Source organism: Burkholderia sp. PAMC 26561, from assembly GCF_001557535.2.
Lineage (GTDB): Bacteria > Pseudomonadota > Gammaproteobacteria > Burkholderiales > Burkholderiaceae > Caballeronia.
In genome coordinates, this window is the sequence record NZ_CP014306.1 from 2,408,107 (window position 1) to 2,425,828 (window position 17,722).

The window sequence follows — 17,722 nt, forward strand, 5'->3', positions numbered from 1 at the left end:
GGAATCCTGCTCAGGGCTTGTTATTGAAGCGTCTCATTCCGTCACGCTTGCCGGTCGTTGCGGACCTCTGCGCGCCCGGCGATTCTCCGACCAGATCCGGATCCGGTCCATATAAAGATAAACGACCGGTGTGGTGTAAAGCGTCAGCAACTGGCTCACGATCAGGCCACCCACGATTGCGATCCCGAGCGGGGCGCGCATTTCCGATCCTTCGCCCGTTCCGAATGCCAGCGGCAACGCGCCGAGCAACGCGGCGGCGGTGGTCATCATGATCGGACGAAAGCGCAGCAGGCATGCTTCCTCGATTGCCGCGCGGGAAGTCGATGCCCCGTGCCGCTGCGCCTGGATCGCGAAGTCGACCATCATGATGGCGTTCTTCTTCACAATCCCGATCAACAGGATCACGCCGATCAACGCAATGATGCTGAACTCGGTGCGAAACAGCAGCAGTGCAAGCAATGCACCGATACCAGCCGAAGGCAGCGTGGAGAGAATCGTGATCGGGTGGATGTAGCTTTCGTAAAGGATCCCCAGCACGATATACACCGCTGCGAGCGCCGCCAGGATCAGGATCGGCTGGTCCTTCGTGGAATCCTGGAACTGCTGCGCCGTGCCCGCAAAACTGCCGCGAACCGTGGCCGGCACGCCGATGGTCGCCATCGTCTCGTAGATTGCTGCAGTTGCGTCAGACAGCGACTTGCCCGGCGGCAAATTGAACGAGATGGTCGACGCCACGAACTGGCTCTGGTGATTGACCGAAAGCGGCGTATTCCCCGGCCCGAACTTGGCGATGGACGAGAGCGGGATCATGGTTTCCTTCGACGTCGATACCGCCGCGCCCGACGACGAACTCGACTTTCCGCTTGCCGCAATGGCATTGGTCGCGCTGTTGCGAATGGACGCAAGCGCAAGCGCGCTGTTCACGCTCGTCGAGGCATCGGCGGCCGTGGTGACGCTGGTCGCGGAAGTGGAAGCCGTGGTGGTCGTCGCGTTTGTCGATGCCGCCCCGTTCGCCGACCCGCCCGACGTGCTGATGTAGATCTGCTTGAGCATCTCCGGGTCTTGCCAGTACTTCGGCGCGAGTTCCATCACCACGTGGTACTGGCTCAGCTCGTTATAAATGGTCGATACCTGGCGCTGGCCGAAGGCATCGTAAAGCGTGTTGTCGATCTGCGCCGGTTTGATGCCATAACGCGCCGCGGTTGCGCGGTCGAACGTGACGAACGATTCCAGCCCGCCTTGCTGCTGGTCGGAATTGACGTCGGCGAGTTCGGGGCGGGCGAGCAGGGCGTCGGTGAGTTTCGGTCCCCACTTGTAGAGGTCGGCCGTGGAATCCGCGAGCAGCGTGAACTGGTATTGCGCGTTCGATTGCCGGCCGCCCGAGCGGATATCCTGAACGGCCTGCAGGAACGTGCGGGCCCCCGCGACGTTGGACAACGCTGGACGCAGGCGCTGGATCACGGCATCGGCGGAAACCTTGCGCTCTTTCTTGGGTTTCAGCGAGATGAACATGAAGCCCGAATTGGTCTGCCGGCCACCCGTGAAACCCGCGACGCTTTCTACCGCAGGATCGGCCTGCACGATCTTCATCATGTCGGAGAACTTGCCCTTCATCGCCTGGAATGACGTGCTCTGGTCAGCCTGAATTCCGCCGACGATCCGCCCCGTGTCCTGCTGCGGGAAAAATCCCTTCGGCACGATGATGTACAAATAAACGTTCAGCCCGACTGTCGCGATCAGCACCAGCAAGACGATTCGCGGATGCGCGAGCGCCACGCCGAGCGTGCGTCCATATCCGCGCTGCATGGCGTCGAACTGGCGTTCGAGCCAGCGCGAGAAACGGCCCGGCGGCTTCTGGTTGTGCGGCTCCTGCAAGAGCCGCGCGCACATCATGGGCGTGACAGTCAGCGATACGACCAGCGACACGGCAATCGCCAGCGACAGCGTCAGCGCAAATTCCCGGAACAGCCGCCCGACAATGCCGCCCATCAGCAGAATCGGCAGGAACACGGCGACAAGCGAAATGCTCATCGATAACACCGTGAACCCGACTTCCTGCGCGCCGAGAATGGCGGCTTTCATGCGCGGCACGCCGTTTTCTATATGCCGCGAGATGTTTTCGAGCACAACGATGGCGTCATCGACCACGAAACCGGTCGCGATGGTCAACGCCATCAGCGAGAGGTTATCGAGCGAGAACCCGAGCAGATACATGGCCGAAAACGTGCCGATAATCGATATGGGCACGGCCACGCTCGGAATCAGCGTCGCGCGCCAGTTGCGCAGGAACAGGAACACGACCATCACGACCAGCGCCACCGCAATGATCAGCGTGGCTTCCGTGTCGTGCAGCGACGAGCGGATCGTGGTCGACCGGTCGGCAGTCGGCGTGATCTCGATGTCGGCGGGAAGGGCGGCCTGCAATTGCGGAACCATGGCCTTCACGCGATCGATGGTATCGATGATATTCGCGCCCGGCTGGCGATACAGGATCACGAGCACGGCGCGCTTGCCGTTGATCAGGCCGAGATTGCGCAGGTCTTCGACCGAATCGACCACTTCGCCTACGTCGCTCAGATGCACGGCCGCGCCGTTGCGGTACGCCACCACAAGGTCGCGATATTGCGCGGCCTTTGTGGCCTGGTCGTTGGTGTAGAGCTGGAAGTGCGTGCCGTTGAACTCGATTGCGCCCTTGGGACTGTTCGCATTCGCCGATGCCAGCGCCGCACGCACGTCTTCCAGGCCAATGCCGTAGTGAAACAGCGCGCCCGGTTCGAGTTCCACGCGCACGGCGGGATTCGCCGAGCCGCTTACATCGACCTCGCCGACGCCCGGCACTGTCGACAATGTCTGTTGCAGCACCGTCGCGGCGGAATCGTAGAGTGAGCCGGCCGTTCGGGTCGGCGAGGACAACGCCAGGATCAGGATCGGCGCGTCGGCGGGATTCACCTTGTGGTACGTCGGATTGCTTCGCAACGATGCCGGCAGATCGGCGCGCGCCGCGTTGATGGCGGCCTGCACGTCGCGCGCGGCGCCATCGATGTCGCGGTTCAAGCCAAATTGCAACGTGATCCGCGCTGCGCCCACCGAGCTCTGCGACGTCATTTCGGTGACGTCCGCAATCGAACCGAGGTGACGCTCCAGCGGGCTTGCCACGCTGGTCGCGACCGTTTCGGGACTCGCGCCCGGCAAGCTCGCCTGCACGGAAATGGTCGGAAAATCGACTTGCGGCAGCGGCGCGACCGGCAGCTTGGTGAACGCGAAGAGGCCAGCGAGCGCAATGCCGATTGCCAGCAGCGTGGTGGCGACCGGGCGCGCGATGAACGGTTGCGACAGGTTCATGCGCTTACTCCACGTCCGCCGCGGGGCGAGGCGGCGCGTTCCGGTTAAAACGCGCACGCACACGGCGGCCGAGCGAATCGAAGCCGAGATAGATCACCGGCGTGGTGAACAGCGTGAGCGCCTGCGACACGATCAAACCACCCACGATAGCGATCCCCAGCGGCCGCCTGAGTTCCGAACCCGCGCCCCAGCCGAGCATCAGCGGCAACGCACCGAGAAGCGCGGCCATGGTCGTCATCAGGATGGGCCGGAAGCGCAGCAGGCACGCCTGGTAGATGGCTTCGCGCGGCGTCTTGCCTTGCTCGCGCTCGGCCTCCAGCGCGAAGTCGATCATCATGATGGCGTTTTTCTTCACAATCCCGATCAGCAACACAATGCCGATGATCCCGATGATGTCGAGATCGTGCCCCGTGATCATCAGCGAGAGCAGCGCGCCGACGCCGGCGGAGGGCAGTGTCGAGAGAATCGTGATCGGATGGATGAAGCTCTCATACAGCACACCGAGCACGATATACATGGTGACGATCGCGGCGAGGATCAGGAACAGCTCGTTCGAAAGCGATGCCTGGAACGCGAGCGCGGCGCCCTGGAAGCGGATCTGGAACGACGCTGGCAGGCCGATGTCCTGCTTCGCCTGTTCGATGGCCTTCACGGCCGCGCCGAGCGACGCGCCGGGCGCGAGGTTGAACGACACCGTGGTCGCCGGGAACTGGCCGAGGTGAGTGATGAGCAGCGGCGCGGCGCGTTCGTGGAACGTCGCAATTGCGGATAAGGGCACTTGCCCGTTCGACGCCGTCGATGACGGCAGATAGATGCCGCTCAGGATTTCGCTGTAATGCGCGTCGCTTGGTTCGTTCTCGAGGATCACGCGGTACTGGTTGGACTGCGTGAAGATGGTCGAGATGATGCGCTGGCCGAATGCATCGTAGAGCGCGTTGTCAACGGTTGCAGGGGTGATGCCGAAACGCGCCGCCGTCGAGCGATCGATTTCCACATACACCGATTGCCCGTTCTGCTGCAGGTCGGTGGCGACATCGGCGAGTTCCGGCGATTGCTGCAGACGTGCCGTCAGCTTTGGCACCCATTCGGCGAACTCGGCCGAATTGGGATCGGTCAGCATGAACTGATATTGCGTCGGGCTGACCGTGGAGTCGATGGTCAGGTCCTGCACCGGCTGCATATAAAGCCGGATGCCGGGAATGTTCGCCACATCCTGCTGCAGGTTGCGGATCACGTCGCTCGACGTGCTGCTGCGGTCGTCGCGCGGCGTGAGGTTGATCAGCATCCGGCCGCTGTTCAGCGTGATGTTGGTGCCGTCCACTCCAATGAACGACGTCAGGCTTTCGACGTCCGGGTTCTTCAGGATCTGCGCGGCGAGCGCCTGCTGCTGCTGTGCCACCGCCTGATACGAAGCGGCTTGCGGCGCCTGCGTGATCGCCTGGATCACGCCTGTATCCTGGATCGGAAAGAATCCCTTCGGAATCCAGATATAGAGCAGGGCAGTGAACACGAGCGTGAGCAGCGCGACGACCAGCGTGGAGCGCTGCCGGTCGAGCACCCACGTAAGCGCGACGGCATACCGTCCAATCACGTAATCGATGAACTGATGCGCCCGCGCCGAGAACCGGTGCGTCTCGGTCGGCGGCGTATGGCGCAGCAGTTTCGCGCACAACATGGGCACGAGTGTCAGCGACACGATTGCCGAAATCACGATGGTCACGGCCAGCGTGATTGCGAACTCATGGAACAGGCGGCCGACGACATCGCCCATGAAAAGCAGCGGGATCAGCACCGCGATCAGCGAAACCGTCAGCGAGATGATCGTGAAGCCGATCTGCTTCGAGCCCTTCAGCGCGGCTTCGAGCGGTCCTTCGCCTTCTTCCACGTAGCGGGCGATATTTTCGATCATGACGATGGCGTCATCGACCACGAAGCCGGTCGCAATGGTCAACGCCATCAGCGAGAGGTTATCGAGCGAGAAACCGCACAGGTACATGACGGCAAGCGTACCGATCAGCGACACTGGCACCGACAAGCTTGGAATCAGCGTGGCCCAGATGTTCGCGAGGAACAGGTAGATCACGAGCACGACCAGCACCACGGAAAGCGCCAGTTCGAACTGCACGTCGCGCACGGACGCGCGGATGGTCGTGGTGCGGTCGGTGACAATGCGCACGTCGAGCGCGGCGGGCAACGCCGCTTGCAACTGCGGCAGGATCTTCTTGATACCGTCGACGACCGCGATCACGTTCGCGCCCGGCTGGCGCTGCACGTTCAAGATGATGGCCGGCGTGTTGTCCACCCATGCGCCGAGCTTCGTGTTTTCCGGACCCGACACCACGGTGGCCACGTCCGTCAGCATCACCGGCCGGCCGTTCCTGTACGCGATGACCGCGCTCTGGTAGGCGTTGGCATCGGTGAGCTGGTCGTTCGCGTTGATGGTGTAGGCGCGCGACGGGCCATCGAAATTGCCCTTCGGCGTATTGACGTTCAGGTTCGCAATGGTCGTGCGCAAGTCGTCGATATTCAATCCGTACGACGCCAGAGCGCGCGTGTTCGCCTGGATTCGCACGGCGGGCCGGTTGCCGCCGCTGACCGAGACCAGACCCACGCCTGCGACTTGCGAGATCTTCTGCGCGAGACGGGTATCGGCGAGATCCTGGACTTGCGTGAGCGGCAGGGTCTTCGAGCTGATCGCGAGCGTGATGATCGGAGCGTCGGCGGGATTCACCTTCGCGTAGATCGGTGGCGCGGGGAGGTCGGACGGCAGCAGATTGCCCGCTGCGTTGATTGCGGCCTGCACTTCCTGCTCGGCGATATCGAGCGGCAAGTCGAGACTGAATTGCAGCGTGATGACCGAGGCGCCCGCGGAACTCTGCGACGACATCTGGTTCAGGCTCGCCATCTGCCCGAACTGTTTCTCGAGCGGCGCCGTCACCGACGTGGTCATTACATCCGGCGATGCGCCCGGGTAGAACGTCTGCACCTGGATGGTCGGATAGTCGACAGCCGGCAGTGCGGACAGCGGCAGGAAGCGCAGCGCAACGAGGCCGACCAGCATGATCGCCGCCATCAGCAGCGCCGTGCCGACCGGACGCAGAATAAAGGGACGCGATGGATTCATGCGGTATCGGTGCGGTTAGGGAGCATCAATGCGTTATTGCGGCTGCGGGCGGTGACGGCCATGATGCGCGCCGGAAGCGCCATGCGCGCCCGATGCCCCCGACGCCGTCGCTGCACCTGATGCACCTGACGCGCCTTTCGGTGCATCGGCCGGAATGGTGATCTTCGCGCCTTCCTTCAGCCGGTCCGACCCGTCGATCACCACGCGTTCGCCCACCTGCAGACCTGTCCTGATGCTGGTGCGCTCGCCATCCACCGGGCCGATCTTCACATTGCGCACCGTCACCGTGTTGTCCGGCTTGACCACATACACAAATGCGCCCGATGACCCGTTGAGCACCGCGGGCGTCGGAACGATGGTCGCGTCCTTGATGACATCGACGAGCAGCTTCGTATTCACGAACTGATTTGGAAACAGCAGCGATTCCTTATTGTCGAAGGTCGCGCGAAGCTTGACGGTGCCGGTGGTGGTGTCGATCTGGTTGTCGACCGTTTCGAGGTAACCGCTTTCCAGCGACGTTGTATTGGCCCGGTCGTAAGCGGTCACCGACATCTTCGAGCCCGCATGAAGCGGCTTCAGGATGGCGGTCAGGTTGTCCTCGGACGTCGTGAAGATCACGCTGATAGGCTGGAGCTGCGTGATGACGACCACGCCGTTTGCGTCGCCGGTGGTCACGTAGTTGCCTGGATCCACTTGCCGCAAGCCGACGCGGCCCGATACCGGCGCCGTGATGCGCGCGTAATTGAGGTCGAGCTTGTATGTGTCCACGTTCGCCTGGTCGGACTTGACCGTCCCTTCGAGCTGTTGCACGAGCGAGGCCTGCGTATCCACCTGCTGACTCGCGATGGAATCCTGCGATAGCAGCACCTTGTAGCGCTGCAGATCGAGCCGGGCGGTTTGGAGCAACGCCTGGTCCTTCGCGAGCGTGCCCTGCGCGTTGCGCAGCGAAATCTCGTAGGGACGCGGGTCGACTTGTGCGAGCAGATCGCCCTTTTTGACCATCTGGCCTTCACGGAACGCGACTTCCTGCAGCGTGCCGTTGATCTGCGTTTTGACGATCACCGACGCCAGCGGCGTGACCGTCCCGAGCGAGTTGATCACCACCGGCATTTCACCTTGTGTCACGTTTGCGACATGCACCGGCTGGGGCTGCGCGCCCATGCCGGGGCCACCACCACGCCTGCCGCCTCCCTGCCGCGCTTGCGGCGCGTTGTCCGGGCTGCCCCGGTTCCACGGATGCCACGCGAACAAGCCAATCAAGACCAGCACCAGCACCACGATCCACAACAACTTGCGGCTGCGGGGGCGTGAAGCGGGTGGACGGGGTGTGGAAGCCTGGGAGATGGGCGAACGCGGTTCAGTATGAGGCGGTGGCGTTGAGTGGTTTTTTTGTTCGTCCATCGTTTCAGTGGCTCGGTGAGTCGGTGGGCTCGGAAAAGGTTTCTTGAAGCAGTGTCTTGATGCGCGGCCGCGCGGCCTTGCCGAGCGCTCGCACTGACGGTCGAAAGCAGGCCTTGAACGGGCCGGTTTTGACGCCGTGGCGGCGACCCGCGTGAGGCCGGGCATGGGCGTTGTGGCGTCCAAAGCGGTTGCACGAAGCGTCGAATGATAGCTTTTAAGCGGTGGCCGGGCGCGCGAAGCATGATGCTACGTCCCGCGCTTCCTTGCAGTCCAGTTATCTTTCTTTCGATTGATTACGAGCGTTACAGGACCTTGCTCGTGCTGCAGGAGAGCATCGGGCGATGAACGCTATGCTGGAAACTGCGCTGTGGGCCGCAAGGGCGTGCAACGAAGGCACGTCTTGAAATGGTAATGAAAGCTTTTGTCGAGACGAGCGCCCGACAGGAAACCGAAATGATCGATGCTGCGCCACTACGACCGGCGCAGCATCGGCACAAGCAAGGCTTTACTCGCTCAGGCGCGCAGTCGGCGTGCCACCGATCTCATTGGTGATTCTTGCGACACAGTCAAGCAACGCCGGCGCTACCGTTTCGAGCAGCACGTCAAGGGGCGCCTGATATTCGGCGCCACCGCAGTTCACCGCGTAACGCTGGCCGGACGGACCGACAAAACCGGCCGCGACTGCATTCAGCCCGTGATGCCACTCGCCGGTCGACATGGCAAACCCGCGGCGCAAGGCGTCTTCGAGTCCGGTCTTCAAACCGCTGTCGATGCTCGGCCAGTCATCGCCCGACGCAATGCGCAGGCTTTCGACCAGACTGTCGCGGTCAGCCTCGCCCAACGCAGCCAGGTACGCCCGGCCGACCGCGGTCCGCCCGAGATCCATGCGCGCGCCCACTTCCAGTCGAGACACGAGTACCGCCGAGCGTGGCCGGATAGTATCGATGACGACCATGTCCAGGCGGTCGCGGACAGCCAGATGAACGCTCAAGGTCGTCCGGTCAGCCAGCGCGATGAGAAACGGCCGTGCGCGTGCCCGGATATCGAAGTTGCGCAGGAATCCGTTGCTTAGCTCGAGCACTGATGCCGTGAGCACGAACCGCTCACTGTCGGGTAATTGAAACAGCAGGTTGGCGCTGACCAGGGTCGCTGTCAGGCGCGAGATGGTCGGCTTCGGTATGCCTGTCCACTCTGCGAGCTCACGGTTGCTTACCGGTGCATCAGCCGCTGCAATTCGCCTCAAGACATCCAGTCCACGTGACAACGCAACTACTTCTTCTCCGTCGCGCCCTTTTTCTTTTTCCCGGCTCGCTGGCCGGCTCTCAGTTGTGTGCATTTATTTTTCGGAACTTGGTTTCGTTGGGAAGGACGTTTGCTGCCGATCGTTGATGCTGACCGGTGACGGGCGTCCCGCTTATCGGAATCGTACCAATCAGCGACCATAGGATGCATTCGCTGAACCCGTTTTTGTCATTAAACCCGTGTACCGTACCGTTGGATAGTCGCTCACCCCCCGAAATTTCGCTTGACTCGGTTTCGCTTAACGTAAAAAATGGAACCCGATTTCGAAAGACTGGTTAGAGACGCTTCAACGACTCGCCAGCCAATTGATCACCGGCTCTCAGGTTCTAGCACGGCCCTCGGAATGGCTAGAACTTTTAAGGCGCTACGGCAACGTAGCGCCTTTTTTTTCGCCCCTGTCCCGCTTAAGCGCGCCGCCTGAAGCGCCATGACACCCGATCTATATACCTCAGACCGCGTAATCCTAATCCGTACGGCATCCTATTTTTTACGTTTTTCCGCTCGCGGAAAGGTTTGTTTAGTAATTTCAGGTGAACTAGACAGTGCCGTCTTCCATCTCAATGTCTCCCGCCAAGCGTCGATTCTTATCGGAGTCGTCGAATAGAAATGTGTAGCACCCCACATAACGCGCGTACCGATAGCCTCAATGCGTCGAGAACATCTTTCCCGGTTTGAGCAGGCGCGTCCCGCGCCAGGCCCAATAAATCCCCGCGAGCATGAGCAATACCGAACTGCTCAGGACCAGGAGCGGGGAAACCAACTGAGGCGACGGCTCGCTGGTCGCTATGATCAGTGCCGCCAGCAACGCCGCGCCCGCCTGAAAGAACGCGCGTTTCGCGCGATTGCGATGCCCGGTAAATCGAACGGATCGCGAGACCGGCGCGCGCGTGAAGGGCTCAAACAGGATCAGTCCCGCGACAAATGCGACCAGCAAGTTCATGAGAATCATGACGACACTTCAATGTAGAAATCAAGGATGGTCCGCACTATAAGAAGGGTCACTCACGAATTGAATCAGAAGGGTCTGAAAGGAGGTCGGATTGTTAACACTCCGGATCGGTCGCCCCGTGAAAGGGCTGTTTTGAATGCTGAAGATTAGGCGCAACGGATAACGTCGCGCTCCGAAATAGAGGCGGCGGGCTTCGGCAGTTATCATTTGTATGGTGCAATCGATTGAACTCAGGAATGGACTTCTGGCGTGCGGCGACACGCACACCGGGCAAGGAAGACGAGAAATGAACAAGTTGCGAACGAAAGGAATGAACCGACTGGCGAGCGCAGTGATCGTGATCGGCTTTCTTGCTGCTTGCGAAAAACACGACGCCGCGGCCGGGCAGGCCATGGGTGCGCTGAACAACGTCGCGAGTCAGGCGGGCCAGAAATTCGACCAGGCCGCCAACTATGTCGGACAGCACGTCGACTCGGTCAAGCAGTCCGCACAGCAGAATGTCGAGTCGGCGGGAACCCTGCCGGATTTGTCGGCGAGCGGCGTAGCGGCCACGGCCCGCGCCAATCTGGACGGGGCCGCGAGCGCAACGAATGCGGCCATCGCGAACGTGGCGAGCGATACTGGAGCCGGTTTGCAGACGGCCGGACGCAAGCTGCAAGGGTGGTCGGCAAGCGCTACGCCTGGTTCCCAAGGGGCGGCGAGTGGGGTGTCCGGCACCGGCGCGGCCGGTTCAGGAGCACCGTCGGCTTCATCAGATCCGGGCAACGCGCGCGCCGACATGGATAAATAAGCTGGAGCGAGCGGCGCGGCTACTGGTTTTTCCCGGCTACATTTCGTTACGCACCTGACCGTTTCGTCTAAAGATAATTTCGGGACAACGGCTAAACTGGCGGTCTTTTACATCTTCCACACCGCCATGAAGCCAAGCCGAATCCGGGCGCTCGCTGGCGCGCTGGTCTTTGCTGCGATGTTTTTCGCCGCCATGACCGGTTTTTCTCCCGACGCGCACGCGGCGCCGCCAGCGCTTGCACTGCCGTCATTTCAGGAACTGGTCAGCCCGCCAGCCGCTTCGGACGCAGCGGCTGTCCCCGCGTTCACAACCGGGGCGTCGGATACGCCTGCGAGTGCCGCGACCAACGCCGACCTGACACGCTCGCTCGACACGGTGATCTCCGCACTCGACAGCGACCGCCAGCGCACGGCGCTTGTCGCCCAACTGAAGAAGCTGCGTGACGCGAAGCGCGATGCCGAATCGGGCACGCTGCCACCCGTCACAGCCAGCGCGACGTCTGCGGATGATTCCGCATCAGCAGCGAGCGCGGCGGCCGAGGCGCCGCCGGCAAGTTCTACGTCGGCGGCGTCCTCCGTCGTCGCGGCGATCACGCCGAAGACCGGGCTGCTGGGGGCAATTGCGTCGGGTCTGTCGAACATCGAAGCCGATATCAGCCGCGGGCACACGCCGCTCAACTACTGGGGCGGCCGTCTGAACGCCGCGGGCAACGAGTTGTACACCATCGCCTCGGGGCAGAGCCGCGAACCGTTCGGCCGCACCTTGCTCAACTTTTTCCTCACGCTTGCCGGTTGGGGCGCATGCGCTTTCCTGCTCGTCTACCTTCAAAGACGCCTCCATGCCCGTTTCAAGATTCATTTCGGGCTGCATCCGAATCCGAGCACCCGCGAACTGCTGATTTTCACACTGCGCCGAGTCGGGCCCTATTTGTTCGCGTTTGTCGCGGCGTTGACGTTCGTGCGGATGATGCCGGTATCGCTCGGCCGGACGCTTGCGATGGTGACGGCCTACGCGATCGTCGCGGGCGCGATTTTCTCGTCGATCTGCCTGATCATGTTTTCGCTGTTTGGTTCGGCGCACCGGCGGGTGGCGGTGAACGTGCTGATCGTCCATGCGCGCCGCCTGCTGTTCGTGATCGGCACGCTTGGCGCGCTCGGGGACGCCGCCGCCAACTATGACGTGGCCCAGCAGCTCGGAACGAACTTGTCGGCGCTGATATCGACCATCGCAAACATGTGCGCCGCTATCCTCACCGGCTACTTTGCGCTCGCGTTCCAGCGGCCCGTGGCCCATCTGATTCGCAGCCGTTCCTACGAGCAGCGCAGCCGCCACAAGGCCGCGACCGAAACGTTCGAAGTGTTCGGCTCGTTATGGCATTTGCCCATGCTGCTCCTTGTTGCCGTGTCCGTGATCGGGACGCTGGCGGGGATCGGTACGTCGGAAAATGTGCTGCAACTCGATATTGCCAGCGCCGGGCTGCTTGTCATCGGCCTGTTTCTCAGCGCGATCGTGCTGCACGTCACGAAGCTGCCGGAGCGCAAGACCCGCCGGCAGTCCGCTTATGTGCGGCGGCTCGTCAGGTACTTCGGCCGGCTGCTGGTGCTTTTTATCTGGCTCGGGTTTCTTGAGCTCTGGTCGCATCTCTGGGGTTTTTCGCTCGCGAATCTCGCGGAGGAAAGCGTCGCCGCACGCGGCATCACGCACGCGGTCAGTGCAATCCTGCTGACCATTTTCGTCTCGTGGCTGGTGTGGATCATCATCGATACGGGAATCCAGGAGGCGCTCAATCCGAACGCGCCGCGCGGCAAGGGGCGCGGGCCGAGCATGCGCGCGCGCACCATGCTGCCGCTGATCCGCAACGTGGTGTTCGTGGCGCTCCTGACCACCGCCGCCATTGTGACGGCAGCAAATCTTGGGCTGAACGTGACGCCGCTGCTTGCGGGTGCGGGCGTGATTGGCCTGGCGGTGGGTTTTGGCGCCCAGTCGCTGGTGGCCGATCTGATCACGGGGCTTTTCATCATTATCGAGGACACGATTTCGGTAGGCGATTCCATCGAAGTCGATGGGGGCCACGCAGGCGTGGTCGAGACGCTGACCATTCGGACGGTGCGTTTGCGCGACGGGCAGGGCGCCATTCACGCGATTCCGTTCTCGCAGATCAAGATCGTTAAGAACCTGTCGCGTGATTTCGCCTACGCCGTGTTCGAAGTGCGCGTGCCGTTCTCGGCCGACGTCGACCATGTCACGCAGATGATCCGGGAAGTGGGCGCCGAACTGAAAGCGGATTTCCGCTACCGGCGCGAGATGCTCGGGCCAATCGAAGTGTGGGGGCTCGACCGTTTCGATCCGAACTGGATGGTGGTGAAAGGGCAGATCAAGACGCTGCCGTTGAAGCAGTGGAGCGTCGCCCGGGCGTTCAACGTCAGGGTCAAACGGAAGATGGACGAGGTCGGGATGGACGTTCCGGTGCCGCAAATGCAGTTGCGGGTATCGAAGGAATCATCGGGCAAGGACGCGCCTTGGGACGATCTCGACGAGGTGAAGGACCCCTCGCCGATGTCGCCCGTGTCCCCGGCTGCGCGCAGCGCCGCGTCGGAGGCGCGCGATATCTCGCATGATCCGCAGCCCGCGCCGCCGGCTACGGATCAATCCGTGCAAATTCCGCCGCAGATTCCGACTGCAGCGGCGCCGGGGAAAGCGTAGCTGTCAGGCGGCTTGCACGAGATCGTTCACGTGCGTCGATATTTGCGCACCCGTCACGCCGTAGACATGAATGGAGACAGCGGTTTTCCGCGCTGCTGATGCGTTACCGAGGCGGTGGATCGCGGCGCGTCCCGCGCCCACCACCGAAACGGCGCCGCAAACGCGCTCGTGCTGGCGGATTTCGACCGCGCGATGGGTATCGGCGTCAAAGGAAAACAGTGTTTCGCTCAGCGTCCCTTCGATTACCGTGTAAGCACACCACGTATGGTGCCCGTGGACCGGACTCATCTGGCCGGGCCGCCACACAAGAGCCGCCACGGCGTAGCGGCCAAGTGGATCCTCGAGCAACAGGTGCCGCCTGTAGCCATCGGCGCTGGATTCGCGCTGTGCGTTGGATAGCAGCCCCGGTTCAGCGGCCAAACCGGCCAGTGCGGCCCGGACACCCAGCGTGAAGCCTGGCGATGCCGGGTCCAGGCAGCACGCGGCATCGATTGCATGGGACAACCGGGCGAGCGAAAGTTGGGTGTCCAGGGCTTCAACGGTGTCGAGGATCAGGGTCATGGCGAGCTTTTATGGTCAGCTTTGGTCCGCAAAAGGGCAGCGAATTTGCGTTCTTCGATAGCTCATTTATACCGGTTTGCTTGTGGAAGAAGTTTCCATATAATTTCGTGAATTAGCGCGAAAGTAGAATAATTTCCTACAAGGGGCGGCGTGGGCATGGACCTTATCGATCGGAAGCTGTTGGAACTGCTACAGGAAGATGTCACGATGCCCATTGCCGAACTGGCGACGCGGGTCAATCTTTCGCAGACGCCGTGCTGGAAACGCGTTCAGCGCCTCAAGGAAGCCGGCGTGATACGCGCGCAGGTCGCCCTGTGCGATCCACGCAAGCTCGGTGTGGGGACCACGGTGTTTGTCGCCGTGAAGACGAACCAGCACACGCAGGACTGGGCGGACGAGTTCACACGTGCCGTGCGGGATATCCCCGAAGTGGTCGAGGTGTACAGGATGAGCGGGGAAACGGACTACCTGATGCGCGTGGTGGTGTCGGATATCGACGATTACGACCGTGTGTACAAATCGCTCATTCGCGCCATTCCGTTGTACGACGTGAGTTCGAGTTTCGCGATGGAACAGATCAAATATTCCACGGCGCTGCCAGTCAGGCCGCCGGTCGGTGTGACAGCGAATTAGCCGTCGGCCCGAATGGGGACCGTGTCTTGCGTGTTTCTCGGAGTGAAACCCCGCAATCCATCTGAAATCAGCGTCGAGTAAGATCTTGCGCTTCATCCAATCTTAAAAGAGCCTCGATTTTCATGACCGATGACCGCCGCAAACAGGCTCCGACGCGCAGCAAGAATCCCACTTTCGCGATCAGTATTCTTATTGTGGTCGTGGTGCTGCTTGTGATCGGAACGCTATTTTTCAACGCGATTCGCGAAAAGCGCGACTACGAGCATGAAAACGCGACGCCGGCATCCGGCACAACGGTGCCCGCCGTGCCTGCCACGGGCGCTTCGCAATAACGCGGCACTCGCGCCTCATTCATTCCGGCAAGTTGATGAGGCTCGCGTCCTTGCGGATCAGGAACGACGCCGTCAGCATCTGCTTGCACTGATGCGCGAGCAGCTTCAGGTCCTGCACGGCGTCGAACGGAATATCTTCTGCGCGCTCGGCGCCCACCACCATCGAATCCAGTTCGACCGTGAGTTGCTTCGATTGCTCGGCTTGATCGTCGGGCGCGGGCACGCCTTCTTGCGCCTGCGTCAGATTGTCACGAATCACGGTCAGCGCGCGTTGAACGGGTTGCGCGGCGTGACCCGCGGCGGACTTTCCAACGGACTGCAGCAAGGGACCAGCAGCCGTGATCTGGGACGCGAGCACGTGGCTGCGCACTAGAAGGTCGTTGAGTTCGGGAACGAACTTCTGCTGCGCTTTGGGCTCGAGCATCATGCGCTGAAACGCCTGGCCGAGATTCGCAAAAGCGATATGCACGTTCTTGCGTGCGAGGCGGTATTTGAAATCGCTGTCCAGGGCCGATGCGGCTTCGGCGGCGGCCGCCGATGCGCCCGACTGAGCAGTCGCCGCGGAGCTTTCGCCGGAAACCGGTTTGGTCTTGGTTGCACCGGCTGCGCTCGCGGCTTCGCTCGTGGTCGCAACCATTGACACACTCTCGGCTTCCGGCGCCGAAGCGGGCGGTTCTGCCTTTGCGAGCGCCATTGTTGCCGCTTCGGCAGTCGCCGCATTGGCATCGGCGAAAAGATTGGGGTTTGTCGCGGTCTTCGCTTCGGGTTGCGTCGCGGGCTTGCCCGTCCACCACCAGCTCGCTTCGAGGTAGTTGCGCATTGCGCCGATCATGTCGTGCACTTGCTTGCCCATCAGCCGGTATTCCCAGTACGGGAACAGATGGCTCGCGGCAATGGCGATGGCGCAACCCACGGCGGTATCGATTGCCCGTTCGCCAATCAGGCGCATCCCGCCTGGTGCGAGCAAATGCAGCATCAGCAACACATACGCCGACGTGAAAACGACGCTCGCCGTGTAATTGAAAAGCAGCAGGCTATAGCTCATCACCATGCAGGCGAACATGGCCACGAGCAGCACATGCGGATCCTTCACCACGAAAATCAGCCCGACACATGCCGTACAGCCTATGGCCGTGCCGATGATCCGCTGCACGTTGCGCTGCTTGGTGAGCGAGTAGCCCGGCTTGAGAATGATGACGGTGGTCATCACGATCCAGTACGCGTTGGTCAGGGGCAACAAGCGTCCGAGCCAGAAGCCGATACCGACCGCGATCGTCACCCGCAGCGCATGGCGAAAGCTCGGCGACGACATGGTCAGATTGGAAAAAATCTGCATGAACGGCACGCGCCGGCTCGACACAAACCGCGACAGTTTCGGATCGACCCGTATTTCTGTTTCCGTGATGCTCGGATCGTGCCGCGTCTGGCGCCGCATTTTATCGATGAGACGAGTCGCGCTCCATAACCGCCTGAACGCCGACGACACTGCCGAATACGCCTCGGGGTTCTTCTGCGGGACTTCATGTTTGCGCATCTGATCGAGTTCGTATTCGATCGCGCGCAACTCCGCTTTCACGTTGATCTTCGGACGCGCCGGTCGATTCTGCAGCACGGCCAGACCAATGTCTTCGAGATCGAGCGCAGACTTTCGCATCAGATCCCGATAGAAGATCAGGATGTCCGCGCCGCCGAAAGTGTTGCGCACGAGCGGATAGTCCGTGTGCGCGCCGACGAACATCTCATGCAGATCCACCGCGTTGATGAACAGGTTGAAGAGCATCGCGCGGCGCGGATCGAGTTTGCCGCTCCTCAGCTTGGGCAGGTTGCGCAGCACGATGTCACGCGCCGCGTCCTGACGTTCAACCGCCTGAATCTGCTTTTCGATCAGCTTTCTATAACATTCGTCGATATTCGTATCGAGATCGTAGAACTCGGAACGCGCGAGCAGATACTCGGCGCAACTGAAGACACTTTCGGCAAGCGCCTGGCGTTCGATCCGATAGACCATCCAGCGGCTGACGAACGTTGCCCAATAGGTGTACCAGAGGCCGCCGAGCAGAATCCACGATGCATAAACGAGCGCCTGCATGGGGGTGAAATGCTCTTCCAGCGTCACGATCATCATGAAGAGCGTGGCGAAGCTGATTTGCGGCCAGCGATTGCCGTACACCACGATCAGCGACAGCACGAACGTGAGCGGCACGACGGTCAGCCACAACGTCACCACATTCGCGCTCGCAATCCCGGTTGCAAGCGCCGACAAAAACCCGATCACCGTGCAAGCCAGCATCTCGTTGTGCTTGTACTTCAGCGGCCCCGGCATATCGACCACGCACGCGCCCAATGCGCCGGTCGCTATCGTGAAGCCAAGTTCACGATTGTGAAAAATGGTCAGCATCAGGACGGCAGGCAGCGAGACGCCGAGCGCAATGCGCAAGCCGCCGAAGAAGTACTGGCTATAAATGAATTTTCTGATTTCTAGCGAGTAACGCATCGACTTCCTAATTTCCCGGCGTGGTCCCGTTTGCCTGTGAGGCGTTCGGCCCCGCCTATCATTGTGGCTCCGAGTCTAACCCAACTCGACG

The 17,722-nt window shown here is 61.5% G+C and carries 11 protein-coding genes; 4 read left to right on the forward strand and 7 right to left on the reverse strand.

The features are described 5' to 3' along the window. Positions 1 to 33: 33 nt before the first annotated feature. The 5 genes from AXG89_RS11140 to AXG89_RS11160 all read right to left on the reverse strand — a co-directional run bounded on the left by AXG89_RS11140 (position 34) and on the right by AXG89_RS11160 (position 10,118). Complete coding sequence (locus tag AXG89_RS11140; RefSeq protein ID WP_062169701.1) at positions 34 to 3,342, reverse strand: efflux RND transporter permease subunit; 3,309 nt, start codon at positions 3,340 to 3,342, stop codon at positions 34 to 36. Between the two features lie 4 nt (positions 3,343 to 3,346). Then, positions 3,347 to 6,466: an MdtB/MuxB family multidrug efflux RND transporter permease subunit gene (locus tag AXG89_RS11145; protein WP_062169703.1), complete on the reverse strand. Its 3,120-nt coding sequence runs from the start codon at positions 6,464 to 6,466 to the stop codon at positions 3,347 to 3,349. A gap of 33 nt (positions 6,467 to 6,499) precedes the next feature. Beyond that, positions 6,500 to 7,867 (reverse strand): MdtA/MuxA family multidrug efflux RND transporter periplasmic adaptor subunit, encoded by a 1,368-nt coding sequence (locus AXG89_RS11150; RefSeq protein WP_082771398.1) that lies wholly within the window; start codon positions 7,865 to 7,867, stop codon positions 6,500 to 6,502. Positions 7,868 to 8,372: 505 nt separating this feature from the next. Then, positions 8,373 to 9,203 (reverse strand): IclR family transcriptional regulator, encoded by an 831-nt coding sequence (locus AXG89_RS11155; RefSeq protein WP_062169705.1) that lies wholly within the window; start codon positions 9,201 to 9,203, stop codon positions 8,373 to 8,375. 609 nt (positions 9,204 to 9,812) lie between these two features. Next, positions 9,813 to 10,118 (reverse strand): hypothetical protein, encoded by a 306-nt coding sequence (locus AXG89_RS11160; RefSeq protein ID WP_061999007.1) that lies wholly within the window; start codon positions 10,116 to 10,118, stop codon positions 9,813 to 9,815. A 286-nt stretch (positions 10,119 to 10,404) separates the two neighbouring features. Here AXG89_RS11160 and AXG89_RS11165 point away from each other — a divergent pair, with 286 nt between their 5' ends. Then, entirely contained in the window at positions 10,405 to 10,908 is a 504-nt protein-coding gene (locus AXG89_RS11165) for a hypothetical protein (protein ID WP_062169707.1), read from the forward strand. A gap of 126 nt (positions 10,909 to 11,034) precedes the next feature. Continuing rightward, positions 11,035 to 13,611: a mechanosensitive ion channel family protein gene (locus AXG89_RS11170; RefSeq protein ID WP_082771399.1), complete on the forward strand. Its 2,577-nt coding sequence runs from the start codon at positions 11,035 to 11,037 to the stop codon at positions 13,609 to 13,611. Between the two features lie 3 nt (positions 13,612 to 13,614). Here AXG89_RS11170 and AXG89_RS11175 read toward each other — a convergent pair whose 3' ends face one another. Then, the gene (locus AXG89_RS11175; protein ID WP_062169709.1) at positions 13,615 to 14,172 is read right to left on the reverse strand and encodes a cysteine dioxygenase family protein; all 558 of its coding nucleotides are present in this window, start codon (positions 14,170 to 14,172) and stop codon (positions 13,615 to 13,617) included. Positions 14,173 to 14,328: 156 nt separating this feature from the next. Between AXG89_RS11175 and AXG89_RS11180 the strand changes: the two genes are divergently transcribed. Together AXG89_RS11180 and AXG89_RS11185 are read left to right on the forward strand one after the other, a co-directional pair. Continuing rightward, positions 14,329 to 14,805: an Lrp/AsnC family transcriptional regulator gene (locus tag AXG89_RS11180; protein WP_061999010.1), complete on the forward strand. Its 477-nt coding sequence runs from the start codon at positions 14,329 to 14,331 to the stop codon at positions 14,803 to 14,805. A 122-nt stretch (positions 14,806 to 14,927) separates the two neighbouring features. Beyond that, positions 14,928 to 15,137: a hypothetical protein gene (locus AXG89_RS11185; protein ID WP_061999011.1), complete on the forward strand. Its 210-nt coding sequence runs from the start codon at positions 14,928 to 14,930 to the stop codon at positions 15,135 to 15,137. Positions 15,138 to 15,156: 19 nt separating this feature from the next. On the opposite strand, the gene AXG89_RS11190 is transcribed toward AXG89_RS11185, so the two are convergent. Further along, positions 15,157 to 17,631, reverse strand: coding sequence for an FUSC family protein (locus tag AXG89_RS11190; protein ID WP_062169711.1), 2,475 nt, complete (start codon positions 17,629 to 17,631; stop codon positions 15,157 to 15,159). Positions 17,632 to 17,722 lie beyond the last annotated feature (91 nt).

Coding starts and splice junctions, on each gene's coding strand:
- AXG89_RS11185 (WP_061999011.1), top strand. CDS start 14,928: ATGACCGATGACCGCCGCAAACAGGCTCCGACGCGCAGCAAGAATCCC.
- AXG89_RS11160 (WP_061999007.1), bottom strand. CDS start 10,118: ATGATTCTCATGAACTTGCTGGTCGCATTTGTCGCGGGACTGATCCTG.
- AXG89_RS11190 (WP_062169711.1), bottom strand. CDS start 17,631: ATGCGTTACTCGCTAGAAATCAGAAAATTCATTTATAGCCAGTACTTC.
- AXG89_RS11155 (WP_062169705.1), bottom strand. CDS start 9,203: ATGCACACAACTGAGAGCCGGCCAGCGAGCCGGGAAAAAGAAAAAGGG.
- AXG89_RS11175 (WP_062169709.1), bottom strand. CDS start 14,172: ATGACCCTGATCCTCGACACCGTTGAAGCCCTGGACACCCAACTTTCG.
- AXG89_RS11145 (WP_062169703.1), bottom strand. CDS start 6,466: ATGAATCCATCGCGTCCCTTTATTCTGCGTCCGGTCGGCACGGCGCTG.
- AXG89_RS11170 (WP_082771399.1), top strand. CDS start 11,035: ATGAAGCCAAGCCGAATCCGGGCGCTCGCTGGCGCGCTGGTCTTTGCT.
- AXG89_RS11150 (WP_082771398.1), bottom strand. CDS start 7,867: ATGGACGAACAAAAAAACCACTCAACGCCACCGCCTCATACTGAACCG.
- AXG89_RS11165 (WP_062169707.1), top strand. CDS start 10,405: ATGAACAAGTTGCGAACGAAAGGAATGAACCGACTGGCGAGCGCAGTG.
- AXG89_RS11140 (WP_062169701.1), bottom strand. CDS start 3,342: ATGAACCTGTCGCAACCGTTCATCGCGCGCCCGGTCGCCACCACGCTG.
- AXG89_RS11180 (WP_061999010.1), top strand. CDS start 14,329: ATGGACCTTATCGATCGGAAGCTGTTGGAACTGCTACAGGAAGATGTC.